This is a genomic window from Pseudomonas sp. FP2254 (assembly GCF_030687695.1).
Classification (GTDB): domain Bacteria; phylum Pseudomonadota; class Gammaproteobacteria; order Pseudomonadales; family Pseudomonadaceae; genus Aquipseudomonas; species Aquipseudomonas quebecensis.
Window position 1 is genome coordinate 3,265,717 of the sequence record NZ_CP117444.1, and the last position, 16,504, is coordinate 3,282,220.

Annotated in this window: 17 protein-coding genes, 1 tRNA gene and 1 pseudogene; 2 read left to right on the top strand and 17 right to left on the bottom strand. The window is 60.2% G+C overall.

The features are described 5' to 3' along the window. Positions 1 to 56: 56 nt before the first annotated feature. The 7 genes and pseudogenes from PSH94_RS26155 to PSH94_RS14930 form a co-directional block, all read right to left on the bottom strand. The gene (locus PSH94_RS26155) at positions 57 to 662 is read right to left on the bottom strand and encodes a methyl-accepting chemotaxis protein (protein WP_370694779.1); all 606 of its coding nucleotides are present in this window, start codon (positions 660 to 662) and stop codon (positions 57 to 59) included. Beyond that, positions 654 to 1,370 (bottom strand): annotated as a pseudogene (locus PSH94_RS26160) (PAS domain-containing protein); the annotation flags it as partial. The pseudogene PSH94_RS26160 and the gene PSH94_RS26155, both read right to left, overlap by 9 nt. A gap of 138 nt (positions 1,371 to 1,508) precedes the next feature. Beyond that, on the bottom strand, positions 1,509 to 1,778 hold the full coding sequence (locus tag PSH94_RS14910) for a hypothetical protein (protein ID WP_181076734.1): 270 nt from the start codon (positions 1,776 to 1,778) through the stop codon (positions 1,509 to 1,511). Between the two features lie 132 nt (positions 1,779 to 1,910). Beyond that, entirely contained in the window at positions 1,911 to 2,639 is a 729-nt protein-coding gene (locus PSH94_RS14915) for a hypothetical protein (RefSeq protein WP_370694731.1), read from the bottom strand. 1,422 nt (positions 2,640 to 4,061) lie between these two features. Then, the gene (locus PSH94_RS14920) at positions 4,062 to 4,193 is read right to left on the bottom strand and encodes a hypothetical protein (RefSeq protein WP_370694780.1); all 132 of its coding nucleotides are present in this window, start codon (positions 4,191 to 4,193) and stop codon (positions 4,062 to 4,064) included. A gap of 202 nt (positions 4,194 to 4,395) precedes the next feature. Continuing rightward, positions 4,396 to 5,016, bottom strand: coding sequence for a hypothetical protein (locus tag PSH94_RS14925; protein ID WP_305435044.1), 621 nt, complete (start codon positions 5,014 to 5,016; stop codon positions 4,396 to 4,398). 753 nt (positions 5,017 to 5,769) lie between these two features. Beyond that, positions 5,770 to 5,860, bottom strand: a tRNA-Ser gene (locus PSH94_RS14930). Positions 5,861 to 6,012: 152 nt separating this feature from the next. On the opposite strand from PSH94_RS14930, the gene PSH94_RS14935 reads away from it, so the two are divergent. Next, positions 6,013 to 6,684, top strand: a complete 672-nt coding sequence (locus PSH94_RS14935; protein WP_003174664.1) for a Bax inhibitor-1/YccA family protein — start codon at positions 6,013 to 6,015, stop codon at positions 6,682 to 6,684. 61 nt (positions 6,685 to 6,745) lie between these two features. Here the strand turns inward: PSH94_RS14935 and murB are convergent, their stop codons facing one another. From murB to PSH94_RS14975, 8 genes are all read right to left on the bottom strand, one after another. Next, positions 6,746 to 7,765, bottom strand: a complete 1,020-nt coding sequence (murB, locus tag PSH94_RS14940) for a UDP-N-acetylmuramate dehydrogenase (RefSeq protein ID WP_181076691.1) — start codon at positions 7,763 to 7,765, stop codon at positions 6,746 to 6,748. Continuing rightward, positions 7,762 to 8,226, bottom strand: coding sequence for a low molecular weight protein-tyrosine-phosphatase (locus tag PSH94_RS14945; protein WP_305435046.1), 465 nt, complete (start codon positions 8,224 to 8,226; stop codon positions 7,762 to 7,764). The genes murB and PSH94_RS14945 overlap by 4 nt, the downstream gene beginning before the upstream one ends. Then, positions 8,226 to 8,990: a 3-deoxy-manno-octulosonate cytidylyltransferase gene (kdsB, locus tag PSH94_RS14950; RefSeq protein WP_181076688.1), complete on the bottom strand. Its 765-nt coding sequence runs from the start codon at positions 8,988 to 8,990 to the stop codon at positions 8,226 to 8,228. The genes PSH94_RS14945 and kdsB overlap by 1 nt, the downstream gene beginning before the upstream one ends. Next, positions 8,987 to 9,172, bottom strand: coding sequence for a Trm112 family protein (locus tag PSH94_RS14955; protein ID WP_003174668.1), 186 nt, complete (start codon positions 9,170 to 9,172; stop codon positions 8,987 to 8,989). The genes kdsB and PSH94_RS14955 overlap by 4 nt, the downstream gene beginning before the upstream one ends. Positions 9,173 to 9,196: 24 nt before the next feature. Then, positions 9,197 to 10,207 carry a tetraacyldisaccharide 4'-kinase gene (lpxK, locus tag PSH94_RS14960; protein WP_305435048.1) on the bottom strand — a complete coding sequence of 337 codons (1,011 nt, stop codon included), beginning with the start codon at positions 10,205 to 10,207 and terminating at the stop codon, positions 9,197 to 9,199. Further along, positions 10,207 to 10,635 (bottom strand): biopolymer transporter ExbD, encoded by a 429-nt coding sequence (locus PSH94_RS14965; protein WP_181076685.1) that lies wholly within the window; start codon positions 10,633 to 10,635, stop codon positions 10,207 to 10,209. Before PSH94_RS14965 ends, lpxK begins: the two co-directional genes overlap by 1 nt. Beyond that, positions 10,632 to 11,267: a MotA/TolQ/ExbB proton channel family protein gene (locus PSH94_RS14970; RefSeq protein WP_159936015.1), complete on the bottom strand. Its 636-nt coding sequence runs from the start codon at positions 11,265 to 11,267 to the stop codon at positions 10,632 to 10,634. The genes PSH94_RS14965 and PSH94_RS14970 overlap by 4 nt, the downstream gene beginning before the upstream one ends. 99 nt (positions 11,268 to 11,366) lie before the next feature. Further along, on the bottom strand, positions 11,367 to 13,592 hold the full coding sequence (locus tag PSH94_RS14975) for a DNA internalization-related competence protein ComEC/Rec2 (protein ID WP_305435052.1): 2,226 nt from the start codon (positions 13,590 to 13,592) through the stop codon (positions 11,367 to 11,369). Between the two features lie 135 nt (positions 13,593 to 13,727). Here PSH94_RS14975 and PSH94_RS14980 point away from each other — a divergent pair, with 135 nt between their 5' ends. Next, the gene (locus PSH94_RS14980; RefSeq protein WP_181076681.1) at positions 13,728 to 14,243 is read left to right on the top strand and encodes a DUF2062 domain-containing protein; all 516 of its coding nucleotides are present in this window, start codon (positions 13,728 to 13,730) and stop codon (positions 14,241 to 14,243) included. Positions 14,244 to 14,246: 3 nt separating this feature from the next. On the opposite strand, the gene PSH94_RS14985 is transcribed toward PSH94_RS14980, so the two are convergent. Together PSH94_RS14985 and PSH94_RS14990 are read right to left on the bottom strand one after the other, a co-directional pair. Then, positions 14,247 to 15,617, bottom strand: coding sequence for a sensor histidine kinase (locus PSH94_RS14985; protein ID WP_305435053.1), 1,371 nt, complete (start codon positions 15,615 to 15,617; stop codon positions 14,247 to 14,249). Beyond that, on the bottom strand, positions 15,604 to 16,320 hold the full coding sequence (locus tag PSH94_RS14990; protein ID WP_181076678.1) for a response regulator transcription factor: 717 nt from the start codon (positions 16,318 to 16,320) through the stop codon (positions 15,604 to 15,606). Before PSH94_RS14990 ends, PSH94_RS14985 begins: the two co-directional genes overlap by 14 nt. Positions 16,321 to 16,504: the final 184 nt, after the last annotated feature.

The following is a 16,504-nucleotide window of genomic DNA, read 5'->3' on the forward strand; positions in this document are numbered from 1 at the left end:
CCGTCAGCCGGGCAGGCAGGCCCGGCTGTAGAACACCGCCAGCAGGGTGCTGGCGGTTATTGCAGCTCGTTAGCGAAACGGCCCACCGCACTGACCACTTGCTTGGCGCCGCCCTGAATCTCAGTAATCACCGCACCGGCCTGGTTGGCAAGGGTCAGGCCCTGCTCGGCCTGTTCGCGGCTGCTGAACATCTCGGCGATGGCTTCATCGGCCAGCCGCTGGTTCTGCTGAACCACGCTGACGATCTCTTCGGTCGCGGCACTGGTACGACTGGCCAGTTGCCGGACCTCATCGGCGACCACCGCAAACCCCCGCCCCTGTTCGCCCGCCCGCGCAGCCTCAATCGCCGCGTTGAGCGCCAGCAGATTGGTTTGCGCGGCGATGCCACCGATGGTTTGCACGATGGCGCTGATCAGCAGCGATTGCTTGCCCAGCGCCTCGATGCTGCTGGTCGCCGACTGCATCTGCGCGGCGATGTTCTGCATGGTCTGCACGGTGTTCTGCACGACCGCCGCCCCACGTTCGGCGGTCACATCGGTCTGCTGTGACACTTCATAGGCCACTCCTGCGGCTTCCTTGACCTCGGATTCCCTCAAGACCTGGTCGGTCACCACACTGGCAAACTTGACCACTTTGCACAGGTTGCCTTCGGCATCGTGCACGGGGTTATAGGTAGCTTCGAGCCACACTTCATGCCCGCGGCTGTCCACGCGCTTGAAGCGACTGGCGACATATTCCCCGCGATTAAGCGTCTGCCAGAATTGGCTGTATGCGGGCGACGCGGCCTCCTGCGGGGTACAGAACATGCTGTGCTTCTTGCCCACGATCTGCTCGAGCGTGTAGCCCATGGCGTCGAGAAATTGTTTATTGGCAGTGACCACGGTGCCATCCAGCTTGAACTGAATCACCGCCGTCGAGCGCAGCAGCGCGTTGATGAACGCTTCGTTTTCCTTACCGATTTCGATGGCGCGGGTGACTTCGGCACCATAGGCCTGAACATATGACAGCTGGCCATCGCGCCCTTTAATGGGCAGCCAGGTCAGGTGGAACCAGGCCAGGCTGCCATCGCTGCGCAGGTAGCGGTAATCATCGTTGACCGGTTCACAGCGCGCGACCGCGGCGTTGAAGTTACGAAAGCAGGGTAGATCCTTGACGTAGGCAGGGACTATCTCATTCAACAAGCGCCCCTCGACTTGTTCGCGGGAATAGCCGAGGGCCCGTGCAAAGCCCTCATTGACGGCTGCGATGCGAAAGTCGGCATCCAAGCGTATGGAAATCATGCCTCGGTCACTCTGCGCGACGAGTTGACGTAGCAGGAAGAGTTCATCGTCCTGGTCCAGAAGGTCCTTCTTCAAGCGTCGATTAAACATGTTGGCGTCCACTGAGGGTTTTCATCACTGCATCGGCTCAGTCGCCCAATGCTTTAAACACAGGTCGACGAACTGTCATGATAGCTCCCGGTTGAAGACGCGCCAGGCCGCTTTTTCCCGGCCCTGGGCCCAGGAAAACTAGGGAGTGGACACCGTCAGGGTCTGCATCAACTCGTCGGCCTCCGAGCCCGGCGCAAACCTGAAGCCTGCCATCTCGTCAGTGCCGAGTATGTCCTTGAGCGCCCCCAGCAGTTGCGCCTCGTTCGGCGAATCGCGCAGTAACCTGTGGGCCGGCAGCAACACATCGGCAGGCACACCCTCCACCGTCGCGGCATCGATCAACGCAAAGAGCATGAAGCGCAGGCGTATTTCACGATCAGTAGGCCAAACCGTTTTTCGCTTACCCAAGGTAGGGCCTCGTTTTTTCGGAAAAGTCCGAGGCTATTGCCCAGGCCAGGGTGTTTCAAGCACCGGCAGGCAAGATAGGCCGCTTCCTACAGGGGAAAGGGAAACACCGCACCAGGCAGTGCGGCAGTCGGCTCATTGCACGGGCAGAAAGTTCATCAACAGCAGACTTTGTGCATAGTTCAGGCCGATACGTCGGTAGCGTTCATCAAGCATTTGGGTAAGCAAGTCGAGACGCGCCACGATCTTGCCGAACTCCACCGCAAAACTGAGGTTGCTGCCCTCCTCCGATATTTCGTTGGAAAATAGCAGTAAAACGCCATTGGCATCCTGGCGCTGGCTAAGCAGCCAGGTGGCCTTCTCGATATTGCGTGCAGCGTTGCTGACGAACTGCGGGTTGATCGAATCGGTCAGGTAGAACTCCGTGCGCCCGCCGTGAGCCGTCACGATCATGCTGCCGATCGCATAGATGAACGCACCGACACGATCGCCCTTGAACTCCGGACTCAGGGAATAACTCAGCGCCACCAGGTCGCGGCGCTCGCCCAGGGCCGCCAGTGGACGACGCTGTTCGATGGCCTGGCGAATTTCCCGCTCGGCGCTCACCGCGTCCGGGTAGCCCGACTGCCGCCATTGGTTGGGGTTGCGCAGATACAGCTTGCCCATCAGCAAATAAAGGCTTTGCAGGTTGTCACGCATGCTCAACGTGGCCATGCGATCGACACTGGTCTGAAAAAACTCATCGGGTTTGCCGTTGCTTAATTGCCGGGTGATATCGTGACCCTGCTGCTGGCTGCAGCCGGTGACCAAGACCCAAACTACCGCCAGCAGCAATGGCAAGCGCGCCCGGCAACTGACTGGCATTGATAATCTGAGATTCATCGGCACCCGATACTGAATAGTCTGCCCACGCGTGAATCGGCGTAGTTGGGACATCGATAGAGCGGGAAAATGTGAAAAAGTGCGGCGCAGGTGTCCAGATTGTTATGACGAATAGGCGGTAGAGCCGTGAATAATTCGTTTCACGATCTATACTTGCAGGACCAGCGACGTACATAAGCGGTCACTGTAATCGAGGGTCACAACAATGAGACATCCCATTCGAGCTCAAATGGTTGTGCAGATGATTTGCCTGCTATCGGTGGCTCAGCTTTTTTGTTGATTGGAAAGTAACCAGGCTGCCCTACACGTTGGCATCACAGCGACGCAAAGGTGTCGAATAAAGGAAAGCGTCGCCCGTGGCTGAGTACGGCGACGCTCAGCCTATCTGATCAGCATGCGCCTGGCGGAATGCCGTCCTTATTGAAATCTTTCAAACGCTCGCGCTCCTCTTCAGTAGCGTGCGCTGGTGTTTCCTGCTCGGGTTTTTTCTGCTTTTCGTCAGTCATGGACGCATCCTCTGGGTGGTTATGACTTGGGTTGCTGCAGCGAACAGCAGTTCAAGTTAATCGCTGAGGCGCGCGAATAAAACGCCGCTTCCCACCGTCATCTATCACCACCGTAGAAAATTTGAATTAGCCGGTTGTCCATCGGGTCAAGAATTATGAACGCAGTAATCTGATGAGGTAACAGCAATGACTATCCAAGCAGAGACACTCGTACAACTGACCGAAGCACTGCAGAAACGTGGCCTTAATCTAGTGTCGGATGTGCACTTCACGCGCGCACCTTATCGGCGTAATCATCGCTGGATTTGTATCGTAGAGTAACTCCATCTGCTGACGGCCTGGCTCGATGGCCGGTCGTCGGCACCTCTTCCCTTCCCATTCCTTAGATGGCACTGGCGCTTATCCACGCCCGATGTATTGGATGGAGCCAGCCGCGAATGACTGGCTCGAAGCAATGAGGCAGGAGTCGCGTTAGGTTGACTGCCCGTTTCCGAGATTTTGTGGTTTTTTTACATTTTTTCGATTCTTTCTCTCGTATTGGTGATGAACACACCAGACGATCAGAAGCAGTGCCGAAAATGCAAAAACGCCCATCAACAGCTCTAGCGCGGGACCTTCGTGTGAAAACATTTTTTCGTTCCTCGTCCTGAAGTAACGCACCTGAAAAAAGGCGCTTCCGAAATTGTTCGTAACAATTCATACATTTTCAGGGTAGTCGCCAAATGCGCAGGTGACAACCCAAAAAACCCCAGAACCGTTGATCCAGACACGTCAGTCGTCGAAAAAACGCCGAGCAGATACCCAAGCTCGATCCATTGCAGTTTCGCGCCGGACCCCAGAACACCCCCTGAAGCGCTTGATCATTAGCTAAATAGCGACTTGCTCTTCAGATTACTCTTCAAACCCCAACTTTCCACCACCCGCGCCCAATATCCGACTGCTCGCCGTTGCGTAGCGACCCTGTCAAGAGCCAGTTCTTGCGCTCCAACGCCCAGAGCCGGATCTGGTTCTCTTGCCACTTATTGTCAATGGGTAGCGCAACTGTCGACCTGAGACATCAGATGCTCGAGTGGATGCTGAAAGCCTGTACATGCTTTCTGAGGGTGTGCCTCTTTGAGGGCGGCCGTCGCGAGCCGAGCCGCCGGGGCGGCACCACCCTTCGGGCATTCATCCTTCACGCATAAGGGCTTCGACCTGCGCGCAGCGCTTGCGAGGGAACGCACCACTCCTCGTTAATCCGTAACCTGCGGGCAAGGGTTAAAAACCTCGGTTACGTCGACCATTGTATGCCACGGGATGGCAGTGCCTGACACCATTCCGCCTACGGTTTGCTGTCGACCCGACTTGCGTACATAGCCGCCATCCGTTCCAGTGAAGACGTGCTGCCCCGGCTTCGTCAGATAATCAAAAAAACTGACTTTCACAGGCAAATTCATTTGCCCACCCGGCGTGATGACGGCGAGCATGATCGCTCGGTCTTTGGTGAAAACAACGAACGGCTCGACCCCAGTGCGACCACCAACTGTCTTCACGCATTGCACTTGCTCTGGGAGGATGCGTGCGGTTTCAGTGTAGGTGTGGTTGTTGTAGAGGCTGAGGATCAGGCCTTTGCTGGTCAACACTCCCAAGCCTTGAGTGGCTCTGCAGCTGCCTTCGCTTCCATATGGGAACAAGCACCAGTTCGTTTCCGACACGGCTTGAATATCCGATGGTGCGATTTTCAGATCGCGCTGGATTTGGGCTTTTGATTCCGGCGTGTCGTAAGGGATCATCACGCATCCCCCGACTGTCAACGCCGCGATGAAGCCTATGGCCGCAGCTACGTTTTGGATTGATGATTTGAAAATGTTCATTGTTCGCTCTCCTTGCTGTATTGCCACCACTTGAACGCTGTGGTGATTTTGGTAGCGAACCTTACGGCATGAGCGGCAAACAGTCATGCTCGTGCTTGTAGCCGGATCGGTAAATGACTTGATTGGACGCTTACCTATTTCTGGATCTAGCTTTGACAGCGTGACCATAATTTCGGCAATGGTTTCGCGCCCCCAAGGATAGGGAGAACTCAGCTGGTGGTAACCCGGCTTTCGCCTGTATCTGCACTCGACGCCATCGTATGCCATGGGCGGCTACCGGCTTCTGGCGCGTTACCGACGCGCCATCAAGCATGCCGCTCATACGTGAGGTATCCATGCGCTCCCGTCCCGGTGCAAAAAAAACCCGCTTTCTGGTACATAAACTTCGCAGGGTTGTCAGGTCGTACACTTAAAAGCATTTGAGTGAATCCCTGTCCTGCCGCGTCCAGCGCGCACGCCTCGGTAGATCGCTGGGATATCAGTCACGCGTGCTTGCCTTAGTCGTATTGCCATTCCATTAGCCCCTGATTGAACGAGACCGGATGATATGGCGCACCTGGCCTTTCGCAAAGCTCGCGAACCACTGCGCTGAGCGACTGCTGCACATCAAAGACGGGCGCCACTGCCGTCAAAATAGACAAGTTTTCGGAAACCCTACCTCAACGTTTCGGAATGCCTATCAAAAACCGGCGTTATCGACCCAAACCCCAGAAACGCAAAAGCCCCGCAATAGCGGGGCTTTCGTGTGAATCTTGGCGGGAAACCAGGGATTCGAACCCTGGGAACGCTATTAACGTTCGCCGGTTTTCAAGACCGGTGCATTCAACCACTCTGCCAATTTCCCTTGTGCGATAACGGATGATAATAGCCCATCCCGTCTCAGCGGGCGCCATAATACCCGAATGAAACACACTGTCAAACTCTCGCCATCGCTTGTTACAGAGCGTCTGTTATGATCTTTGCGACTGAACGTTTCAAAACCCAAGGAGTGTCGCCATGCGCGAACAGAATTACGCAGTGAATGGCAACGCGCAGGCTGAGCAGCTTGAAGTCAGCCGCGTGTTGCGCAACACCTATGGCCTGCTCGCCCTCACCCTCGCCTTCAGTGGCGTGATGGCGTTCGTAGCGCAGCAAATGCGTGTCGGCTACCCGAATATCTTCGTGGTGCTGATCGGTTTCTATGGCCTGTTCTTCCTCACCAACAAGCTGCGCGACTCGGCCTGGGGCCTGGTGTCGGCGTTTGCCCTGACCGGCTTCATGGGCTTTATCCTCGGCCCGATCCTCAACCGTTACCTCGGCATGGCCGGCGGGGCGGAAGTGGTCAGTTCGGCGTTTGCGATGACCGCGCTGGTATTTGGTGGTTTGTCGGCCTACGTTCTCATTACCCGTAAGGACATGAGCTTCCTGGGCGGCTTTATCACCGCTGGTTTCTTCGTGTTGCTGGCGGCTGTGGTCGCAGGCATGTTCTTCCAGATCAGCGGCTTGCAGCTGGCGATCAGCGCCGGTTTCGTGCTGTTCTCCTCGGTGTGCATCCTGTTTCAGACCAGCGCCATCATCCACGGCGGTGAGCGTAACTACATCATGGCGACCGTGAGCCTGTATGTATCGATCTACAACCTGTTCATCAGCCTGTTGCAGATCTTCGGCATCATGAGCCGCGACGACTGATTCACAGCGGAAAAAAAATGCCCCGTATCGAAAGATGCGGGGCATTTTTGTTTTCAGGGGTTCAATACTGGTTGGGTTCCATTTCCAGCTCAACCTTGAAGCGCTCGGCGATATCATGCTGGATGCGCTGGGCCAGGTTGGCGATGTCGTGCCCTGAGGCGCCGCCATAGTTGACCAGCACCAACGCCTGCAGCGCGTGCACGCCTGCGTCGCCATCCCGGAAGCCCTTCCAGCCGGCCTTGTCGATCAGCCAGCCGGCGGCGAGCTTCATTTGCCCATCGGCTTGTGGATATGCCACCAGATCCGGATACAACGCCTTGAGTTCCTCTGCCAGCGCCTTGGACACCAGCGGGTTCTTGAAGAAGCTGCCGGCATTGCCCAGCACTGCCGGGTCCGGTAGTTTTTCCTGGCGAATACTGCAGATTGCGCGGCTCACATCACTCGGCGTGGCTTCGGTGATGCCTTGCCCGGCCAGGCGCTGCTGAACCGGGCCGTAATCGAGTTTGAGGTGGCTGGCACGGCTGAGGGCGAAGCGCACGCGCAGGATCAGCCAACGACCGGTCTCGTGCTTGAACACGCTGTCGCGGTAGGCGAAGCGGCACTCCTCCAGACTGAAGTCGCGCAACTCACCCGTGTGGCGATCCAGGGCGGTCAAGCCGGCGAACACGTCCTTGATCTCTACGCCATAGGCGCCGATGTTCTGCATGGGTGCCGCACCGACGGTGCCAGGGATCAGGCTGAGGTTTTCCAGGCCGCCAAAGCCGTGTGCGAGGGTCCACAGCACAAAGGGGTGCCAGGCCTCGCCTGCCTCAGCCTCGACCACCACCTGCATACCATCATCGTGCAATACCCGGATACCTTGGGTGGCCATGCGCAGCACCAGCGCTGGAATATCCCGGGTCAACAGCAGGTTACTACCGCCGCCAATCACCAGCAGTGGCAGAGCGTGCGTCGCGGCATAGGCCAGCGCTTCGCGCACATCATCATCGCTGCGGGCTTCGGCAAACAGCTGAGCACGCACATCAATGCCAAAGCTGTTGAATGGCTTGAGCGACGCCTGCGCTCGCATATGCAAGGTCATAGGCGCCCCTTCAATTCGATCACCAGTAAATCGCAGGCGGTCTCGATCAAGTCCAAGACCCGCTCAAAGCCTTGTTCACCTTCGTAATAAGGGTCTGGCACTTCATCCACCACCCCTTCGTAGCGACGCAGGAACAGGTCCAGTTCAGCCTTGCCCTGCGCGGGCTGCATCGCCTCGAGGTTGCGCAGGTTGCTGTGGTCCATGGCCAGGATCAGATCGTAGCGGGCAAAATCGGCGCGCGACACCTGTTGGGCGCACTGGGCCGACAGGTCATACCCACGCCGCAGCGCGGCCCGCTGGCTGCGTTGGTCGGGCGGGTTGCCGACGTGCCAGTCGCCGGTGCCGGCCGACGCCACCTCGACCTGTCCCGCCAGCCCGGCCTCACGCAATTTATGGCGCAGCACACCTTCGGCAGTCGGCGAACGGCAGATATTGCCCAGGCAGACGAACAAAACTTCCATCAAGCCCCCAGCAAACGACGAACGCGCTCAAGGTCTTCCTGGGTATCGACACCGGCCGGCGGCGCTTCGAGGGCATCGCCCACATGAATGCGCACGCCATGCCACAGGGCCCGCAGTTGCTCCAGGGATTCGGTGTTTTCCAACCAGCACGGGCCCCAACCGACGAAGTCATGCAGGAAACCGGCGCGATAGGCGTAGATACCGATGTGACGGCGATAAGGCACGCCTTCCGGCAATACGTCAGGCCGCTTGGCAAACGCGTCACGCGCCCACGGCAACGTGGAACGGCTGAACGTCAGGGCCAGGCCATTGATGTCGCTGACCACCTTGACCACGTTCGGGTTGAGTAGGGTCTCGATGTCTTCGATCGGTTCGGCCAGGGTCGCCATGCGCGCTTCGGCATGGGCGGCCAGGTTGGCGGCCACCTGGTCGATCACGCTCGGCGGAATCAGTGGCTCGTCGCCTTGCACGTTAACGACGATGGCGTCGGGTGCCAGGCCCAGTTGCGTGGCCACTTCCGCCAGGCGATCGGTGCCGGAGTTGTGGTCTTCACGCGTCAGCACCGCTTCGGCACCGAAACCCTTGCAGGCCTCGATGATCCGCGGGTCGTCGGTGGCTACGACCACCCGCTCGGCGCTGCTTTTACAGGCCTGTTCCCACACCAGCTGAATCATCGGTTTGTCGCCGATCAGTTGCAGCGGCTTACCGGGCAAGCGGGTCGAGGCATAGCGTGAGGGAATGACAACGGTAAAGGCAGTGGTCATTTATCCAGACGCTCGTCGGTGGTCAGGGTGCGGGCTTCACTCTCCAGCATCACAGGGATGCCATCACGGATCGGGTATGCCAGGCCGGCGCCTTTGCTGATCAGCTCGGTTTTGTCGGCACTGAGCTTGAGCGGGCCTTTGCAGATCGGGCAAGCGAGGATATCGAGCAGTTTGGTGTCCATGAATGTGTCCTGGAAAGAAGCGTTTTAAGGCAAGAAACGGGCGGGCAGCAGGCGCATCAACTGGTTGTCGAACCAGGCGACAAATGCCGGCGATGGCCGCGCATCCACCGCAAGGTACCACCAGTCGGGCTGGGCGAAGGCGCGGCACTTCACCGCGTCTTTCTCAGTCATGACCAGCGGCAACGACGGTGTAAAACTCAAGACTTCAGCGCTGTACGACGCATGGTCGGCAAACGCATGGGGTATCGGCCGCCAGTGTAGCGTTTCAAGGGTGTTGAAGAAACGTTGCGGGTTGCCGATGCCCGCGACCGCATGCACGGCCTGGCCCTTGGCAAAGTGATCCACCGGCAGGCGCTCACCGGTCTGCAGGTTGACCAGCGTGGTGGGTTGCAGGCTGAAGGCAAAGCCACCGTCCCGATCATCGGGGGCACCGTTGTAGAGCAGCGCGTCGACGCTCAGCAGTCGCTCCGCCGGCTCGCGCAGAGGCCCGGCAGGCAGGCAGCGGCGATTGCCCAGGCCACGCGCGGCATCGATCAGTACCAACTCCAGGTCACGGGCCAGGCGATAGTGTTGCAAACCGTCGTCGGAAAGGATCAGGTCCAGGGGTTCGCTGTCCAGCAGCGCCTTGACCGCACGGCCGCGGTCCGGATCGATCATCAGGGGTACGCCGCAGCGCTGCACAATCAGCAGGGGTTCGTCACCCGCCGTCTCGGCGCTGTGGCTGGCCTCGACCCGCCACGGCAAGTGCGGCGGCCTGGCGCCATAGCCTCGGCTGACCACGCCTACACGCAGGCCGCTGCGGCGGCAGTGCTCAATCAGCCATAGGATCAACGGCGTCTTGCCGGTGCCGCCCACGGTGATATTACCGACCACCACCACTGGCACGGGCGCCCGGTAAATTTCGCCCTCGCCCGCCAGGAAGCGCGCACGCTTGCGCTGCACCACCCGGCGATACAGGGCTTCCAGCGGCCGCAGCAACAGCAGAGCCGGATGACCTTCATACCAACCTTTGAGCAATCGATCGGACATGGCCATCAGGGTTGGCTCGCCGCCTCGACGGTGCTCATGCGCAAATGACTGAAGCCCAGCTTGCCGGCGGCATCCATCGCGGTGACCACGGCCTGGTGCTGGGTCTTGCCATCGGCGCTGATGGACAATGGCATTTTCGTATCGCCGCCGGATTCTTTCTGCAACGCGTCCATAAGACTGTTGAGATCGTTTTTCTCCAGCACCTGGTTATTCACCGAAAACACGCCCTCGGCGCTGATGGCGATCTCCAACTGCTTGACCTGCTGGTCTTCGGCCGGCGAACCGCTGACCGCTTCGGGCAAGTCGACCCGCAACTCGGTCTGCCGGGTAAACGTGGTGGTGACGACAAAAAACAGCAGCAGGATAAACACTACGTCGATCAAAGACGCCAGGTTGATATCGACATTTTCCCGTTGCTTGCGGCGAAATTTCACGCTTTGCCTCCAACCAGATCCACGTCGCGATCGCCCTGCACCACTTCCACCAATTTGATGGCTTCCTGTTCCATGCCCACGACCAGTTCATCGATGCGGCGCTGCAGGAAACGATGGAAGAACACCGAGGGAATCCCCACCATCAAGCCTGCCGCGGTGGTAATCAGTGCCTTGGAAATGCCGCCGGCCAGCACCGCCGCGTTGGTGGTCATACCCGCGCCCATGAACGAGCTGAAAATATCGATCATGCCCAGCACCGTACCCAGCAAACCGAGCAGCGGCGCCATGGCGGCGATGGTGCCGAGAGCGTTGATATAACGCTCCAGTTCGTGGATCACCCGCGCGGCGGCCTCTTCGATGCACTCTTTCATGATCTCGCGGCCGTGCTTGGAGTTGGCCAGGCCGGCGGCGAGGATTTCACCCAGCGGTGAATCGGCGCGCAGTGCCTTGAGCTTTTCCTTGTCCAGCTGTTTGTTCTTGATCCAGCCCCACACCTGCCCCAGCAGATGCTCGGGGGTGACACGGCTCGCGCGCAGGGTCCACAGGCGTTCGGCGACGATGCCGAGTGCGGCGATGGAGCTCAAGATGATCGGCAACATCATCCAGCCGCCGGATTTGACCAATTCCCACACAGTGAATGCCCCCTCGAAAAAGTGCGCCACTTTACCATATAGGTTCGACAGCGGGGCTCGTCGACCCTGGCATTGCCCAGGGTCGTCGCGCATACCGGGTCAGGGTAACCGTTCGCGCCAGAAACGCCGTTGACCGCGCGCAACCTCCGGGGTCGCAAAAGCGCCCAATTGCAGACGCACGGCGCCTTGCTGGGCGCTGTCGTAGACCCGGCTGCCCAGCGCCCGATAGCGCTCCATGACCTGCGGATGGGGATGTCCGAACGCGTTGCCGCGCCCGCGCGAGATCAGCACCGAACGGGGCGCAAGGCGCTCCAGAAAGGCCCAGGAGGACGAGCTGTGGCTGCCATGATGCGGCGCTTGCAGCCAGTCGGTCGGCACCGCCAGCGGCGAGTCGAGCAGCGCCCGCTCGGCGGCGTGATCGATATCGCCGGTCAGCAATAGGCGCTCCCCGTTGGCCTGCACTTGCAGGACACAGGATTTCGCGTTGCCGCTGATAGCCTCAGGCCATTGCCATAATTCAAAAGCCACCCCGTCCCATACCCACTGCCGGCCACTGACACACGCCTGCGCGCCGAGCAGGGCCGGCAGCCTTTGCGTTTCTCCGCTGATCACGCGGTCAACCGGCATGCCTCGCGCGATCGCCACCGCGCCGCCCGCATGGTCGGCATCGGCATGGCTGAGCAGCAGCAGGTCCAATTTGGCGACGCCAAGTTTCTTCAAGGACGGCAGCACCACGCGCGCGCCCAGGTCGAACGCTCCCGAGCGCGGCCCGGCGTCGTAGAGCAACGTGTGATTGCGAGTACGCAGAATCAGCGCTTGCCCTTGCCCTACATCCAGTTGCAACACATCGACCTGGCCGTGGGGCACCGGCGCGCGCGGAGGGAATACCGCCAGCAGCAGCATCGGCCAACCCAGCCCCCGCAGCGGCACGCCGCGGGGCAATAACAGCACCACCGCGCCGAGCAGGCTGACCAGCCAGGCAGCCCACGGCACTTGGGCCGGCAGCCAGGCGGGCATGTGCCCTGCGAGCCAGGCCAGGCCGACGAACAACCCATCCAATGCGCCGCCCGCGAGCCACAACAGCCCTTCCCCTACAACTGGCACGCTCAACAGGGCGGTGCCCAACAGCGCCAATGGCAGTACGACCAGGCTGATCCACGGCACGGCCACCAGATTGGCGAGCGGCGCACTCAGGCTGATGGGCAACCCCAGCACCAGCAGTACCGGAAACAGCCCAACGGCGATCGCGCATTGCGGCCGCGTCCATACCTGCCAGAGGCTCCACGGCCCCAGACGCCCGCTGAACGCCAGGATCAGCACCGCCACCGCCGCAAACGACAGCCAGAAACCTGCCTGCAGGCTGGCCAACGGCTCCAGGATCAACACCCCATTGAATGCCAGCAACAATGGCCACCACACGCCCAGATGACGAAAACGCAAACGCCACAACAGCACCAGCCCTACCATCACACACGCACGCTGCACCGGCACGCCGAAGCCGGCCAGCAATCCGTAACCCAGGGCGGCGGCAAACGCCAGGCCACAGGCCCACGGCAGCCACGGCCAGCCTCGCGGCCAGGCGCCCCGACGCGCCAGCCCGGCGATCAGCCCGTAGATCAGGCCTGCCAGGAGGCCGATGTGTTGCCCGGAAATCACCAACAGATGCACCGTGCCGGTGTCCTGCAAGACCTGCCAGTCCTCAATGGTGAGGCCGGAGCCATCGCCCAGCACCAGAGCGGCCAGGCCCGCCTCGCGACCATGGGCATCCACCGCCAGCAGCCGCTGGCGCACGCCGTCGCGCCAGGCATTGTGCGCTGGCGCCAGGCGTTGGCCGTCTTTCACCGAACCGGTCGCACCGACACGCTGGGCCAGCAGCCAGGCTTCGCGGTCAAAGCCATGGAAATTCAGCAGACCGGCAGGCCGTTTCAAGGTAATTGCCAAACGCCATCGTTCGCCGCTGCGTACCGGCGGGCCGTCACGCCAGGACACGCGAATACGCTTGGGTAATCGACCCGCCCGCGACCGTGCGTCGGTCAGTTCGAAACGCACCGCCTCTTCGGTTTGTTGCGGCAACCCCGTCACCCGGCCTTCTACCCAACGGGTCTGCCCATCCAGCGCCGGCGACAGCCGGTCATTAAGGGCCCACTGCGCGCCGATAGATGCCCAACTCAGTCCCAGGAGGAAAAACGCCAGTGGGTAGGTTCGAAATGGCAACAGCATCAACGCCAGCGCCAGCATGCCTATCAGCCATCCCGTGGCAGGCAGCGTGGGTAGGAACACCACCGCCAGCAGCCCCAACGCAAGCGCACACATCCCTGTCCTCATGAATCATCCTTTTCAAGTGATCCACTCAGTCTTAGACGGGCCTGCGACAAGGCCTATGATGTTTTGTCACAAAGTCTGAATTTCCTGTTTATAGAATGCGGGCATACTTGCCCCTCGAACCGACCTGGACCCCTTATGCCTCGGCGCTTATTCAAACGGTACATGCCCGACCCCACCAGTATCAGGGAACACAAGTCATTACAGTTTCTCGGTACGTTGCTGCATGATCCGAACCTCTGGCACCTCAACCGACACTCGGTGGCGCGGGCCATGGCCGTGGGCCTGTTCGCGGCGTTCATTCCGATTCCCTTGCAGATGCTGCTCGCAGCGATCCTCGCCATCACGGTGCGCGGCAACATGCCTATCGCCGTGAGCCTGGTGTGGCTGACCAACCCGATCACCATGCCGGTGGTGTTCATTTGCACCTATCTGACCGGCGCCTGGCTGATGAACGTCCCCGCGCGCAGCCTTCCCGACGACTTGACCTGGGAATGGATCAGCGGCCAGTTAAGCACCTTGTGGCAACCCTTTCTGCTCGGTTCGGTGGTACTGGGGCTGGTGCTGGGCGCACTGGCCTATTGCCTGACCATGGGCTACTGGCGTTGGTGGGTTGCCCATCAATGGAAGAAACGCAAACAGCGTCGCGGCTGAGATCTACAGCGCCGGCAGGCGTAAATGCATACGCAGGCCCGCGTCGGTATTTTCCGCCCACAGGCTGCCGTCCTGACGTTGCAGCGCATTGCGCGCGATACTCAACCCAAGGCCGAAGCCGCCATCGCCCGGGCGCGAGCCGTCCAGCCGAGTAAACGGCGCAAAGATGCGCTCCAGGTCCCGCTCATCGATTCCACCGCCCTGGTCTTCCAGCCATAAGTGCCAGTACTCCCCTTCGCGCCGCCCGTCCAGGCACACCACCCCGCCCGTCGGAGAATGCCGTATGGCATTGCGCAGGATATTTTCCAGGGCCTGGGCCAGCCCATTGAGGTTGCCCCGCACCCAGCATTCAGGCCCCAGCAGGCACGGCAGGCGCGACGCCGGCCAATCGCTTTCAAAGCAGGCGTTTTCACGCAACATGTCCCACAGCGCCTGCAATTGGATCGCTTCCTTGACCAGCGGCGCCCGTTCGGCGTCGAGCCAGGCCAGTTGCAGACTGTCTTCCACCAGCCGCTGCATCGCGTCGATTTCCCGGCCCAGGCGCTCACGCAGCTGCGCCAGGTCCTGCTCACTGTCGCAGGCCACGCGCAGGCGGCTCAACGGCGTGCGCAGTTCGTGGGACATGTCTCGCAGCAACTGCTGCTGCAGCACCACTGTGCCCTGCAAGCGCTCGGACATATGGTCAAAGGCGCGGCCCAGTTCGCCCAACTCATCCTGGCGACTGGTCGCATCTTGCGACAAGCGTGTGTTCAATTGGTCGGCGCGCCAGGCGTTGGCCTGTTCGCGCAACTGATTGAGCGGCATGATCAGCAGGCGATAGAGGCCAATGCACAACAACAGCGTGAACAAACCAGGGATCACGCCGTTGGTGACCACACGCCAGAACACTTGATAGCGACCGGGCATAAAACGCTGCGGCAATTCGATCACCAACGAACCGGCCTCGGGGTCGGTGGGGAATGCAATCTTCAACCAGGGCAGCCCTTTCACATGCCGGCTCACCGGCCAGTCCAAGCCGCGCAGAAAGGTCAGGCGCTGGCTCTCCGAGCTGCTCAGGGGATAACTGCTCAATGATTGCAGGTCGTTGCCGATCACGCCGACCCAGGTGGTTTCCCGAGCCCCCAGCATCTGCAGCCAGGCATCGACGCCTGCATGGCCACCTCGGTTCCAAGCCTGCTCCGCGCCCGCCGCATAACCGCCCAGGGTAAATTTCGCCTCTTCGGACAGGTAGGCGTTCTGCTGCTCCATGTAGCGGCCCCAGGACCAACTGAGCCAGATCATCAGTAAGCAGAAAGCAATCAACAGGCAGGCCAGCTTCCAGAACAACGAGTGCTTGCCCGGCAGGCGCTTCAAAGGACGTTCAAAGGCTGTCATCGCGACCGCTCAGCGTATAACCCCTGCCCCACACGGTGCGCACTTCGCGCTCGGTGTAGCCGATGGCCTTGAGCTTGCGGCGGATCTGGCTGATATGCATGTCGAGGCTGCGGTCATGGGGGGCATAACCGCGTTGCAGCACATGCTGATAAAGAAAGGCTTTGCTCAAGACTTCCTCAGCGTTGCGGTGCAGGGTTTCCAGCAGGCGGAATTCGCTGCGGGTCAGGCCGGCGGCGTGCTGCTGGTGGAAAACATCATCCAGCTCATCGTCAAAGCGCAGGCCCGGCACGTCTTCGCATAGGGCTGGCCGGGCAGGCAACGGCCGTCGGTCAAGCGCCACGCGACGCAGAATGGCCTCAATGCGCACACGCAGCTCAAGCATGCTGAAAGGCTTGGGCAAGTAGTCGTCTGCGCCCAGGCGAAAACCGCTGACCCGGTCGGCCTCGGCGCCCAGGGCCGACATCAGGATCACCGGGGTCGAATGACTTTTGCGTAAATCGGTGAGGATCGACAAGCCATCCAGCCCCGGCAGCAGAATATCCATCAACACCACGTCGAATGCACGCGCGCGCGCCATGTCCAGACCCTGTTGGCCGTTCTGGCACCAGGTGACCTGAAAGCCACTGCGCTCCAAGTGTTCATGAACGTAGGCACCGAGCACGGGATCGTCTTCGATGGTCAGGATACTGGCTGCGGGAGTCATTAGCGTCTGCAAGTCATTCTCAATCGCCAATTATTCAAGATTAGCCCGCCGCAGGCAATCGCCGCTCGCCCTCCAATATCCTGAAGATTGTCGGCGGTGTCGAATTTGCAAGATTACACCCCGCGCAAATGGCTACACTGCGCAGGTGGCGCGGGCGGGATGCCTGCGCGAACGATTGATTTCA

Coding starts and splice junctions, on each gene's coding strand:
- PSH94_RS14955 (WP_003174668.1), bottom strand. CDS start 9,172: ATGGACACCAAACTGCTCGATATCCTCGCTTGCCCGATCTGCAAAGGC.
- PSH94_RS14925 (WP_305435044.1), bottom strand. CDS start 5,016: ATGAACATTTTCAAATCATCAATCCAAAACGTAGCTGCGGCCATAGGC.
- PSH94_RS14990 (WP_181076678.1), bottom strand. CDS start 16,320: ATGACTCCCGCAGCCAGTATCCTGACCATCGAAGACGATCCCGTGCTC.
- PSH94_RS14915 (WP_370694731.1), bottom strand. CDS start 2,639: ATGCCAGTCAGTTGCCGGGCGCGCTTGCCATTGCTGCTGGCGGTAGTT.
- murB (WP_181076691.1), bottom strand. CDS start 7,765: ATGACCTTGCATATGCGAGCGCAGGCGTCGCTCAAGCCATTCAACAGC.
- PSH94_RS14945 (WP_305435046.1), bottom strand. CDS start 8,226: ATGGAAGTTTTGTTCGTCTGCCTGGGCAATATCTGCCGTTCGCCGACT.
- lpxK (WP_305435048.1), bottom strand. CDS start 10,207: ATGGCCATGTCCGATCGATTGCTCAAAGGTTGGTATGAAGGTCATCCG.
- PSH94_RS14935 (WP_003174664.1), top strand. CDS start 6,013: ATGCGCGAACAGAATTACGCAGTGAATGGCAACGCGCAGGCTGAGCAG.
- PSH94_RS14975 (WP_305435052.1), bottom strand. CDS start 13,592: ATGAGGACAGGGATGTGTGCGCTTGCGTTGGGGCTGCTGGCGGTGGTG.
- PSH94_RS14985 (WP_305435053.1), bottom strand. CDS start 15,617: ATGACAGCCTTTGAACGTCCTTTGAAGCGCCTGCCGGGCAAGCACTCG.
- kdsB (WP_181076688.1), bottom strand. CDS start 8,990: ATGACCACTGCCTTTACCGTTGTCATTCCCTCACGCTATGCCTCGACC.
- PSH94_RS14980 (WP_181076681.1), top strand. CDS start 13,728: ATGCCTCGGCGCTTATTCAAACGGTACATGCCCGACCCCACCAGTATC.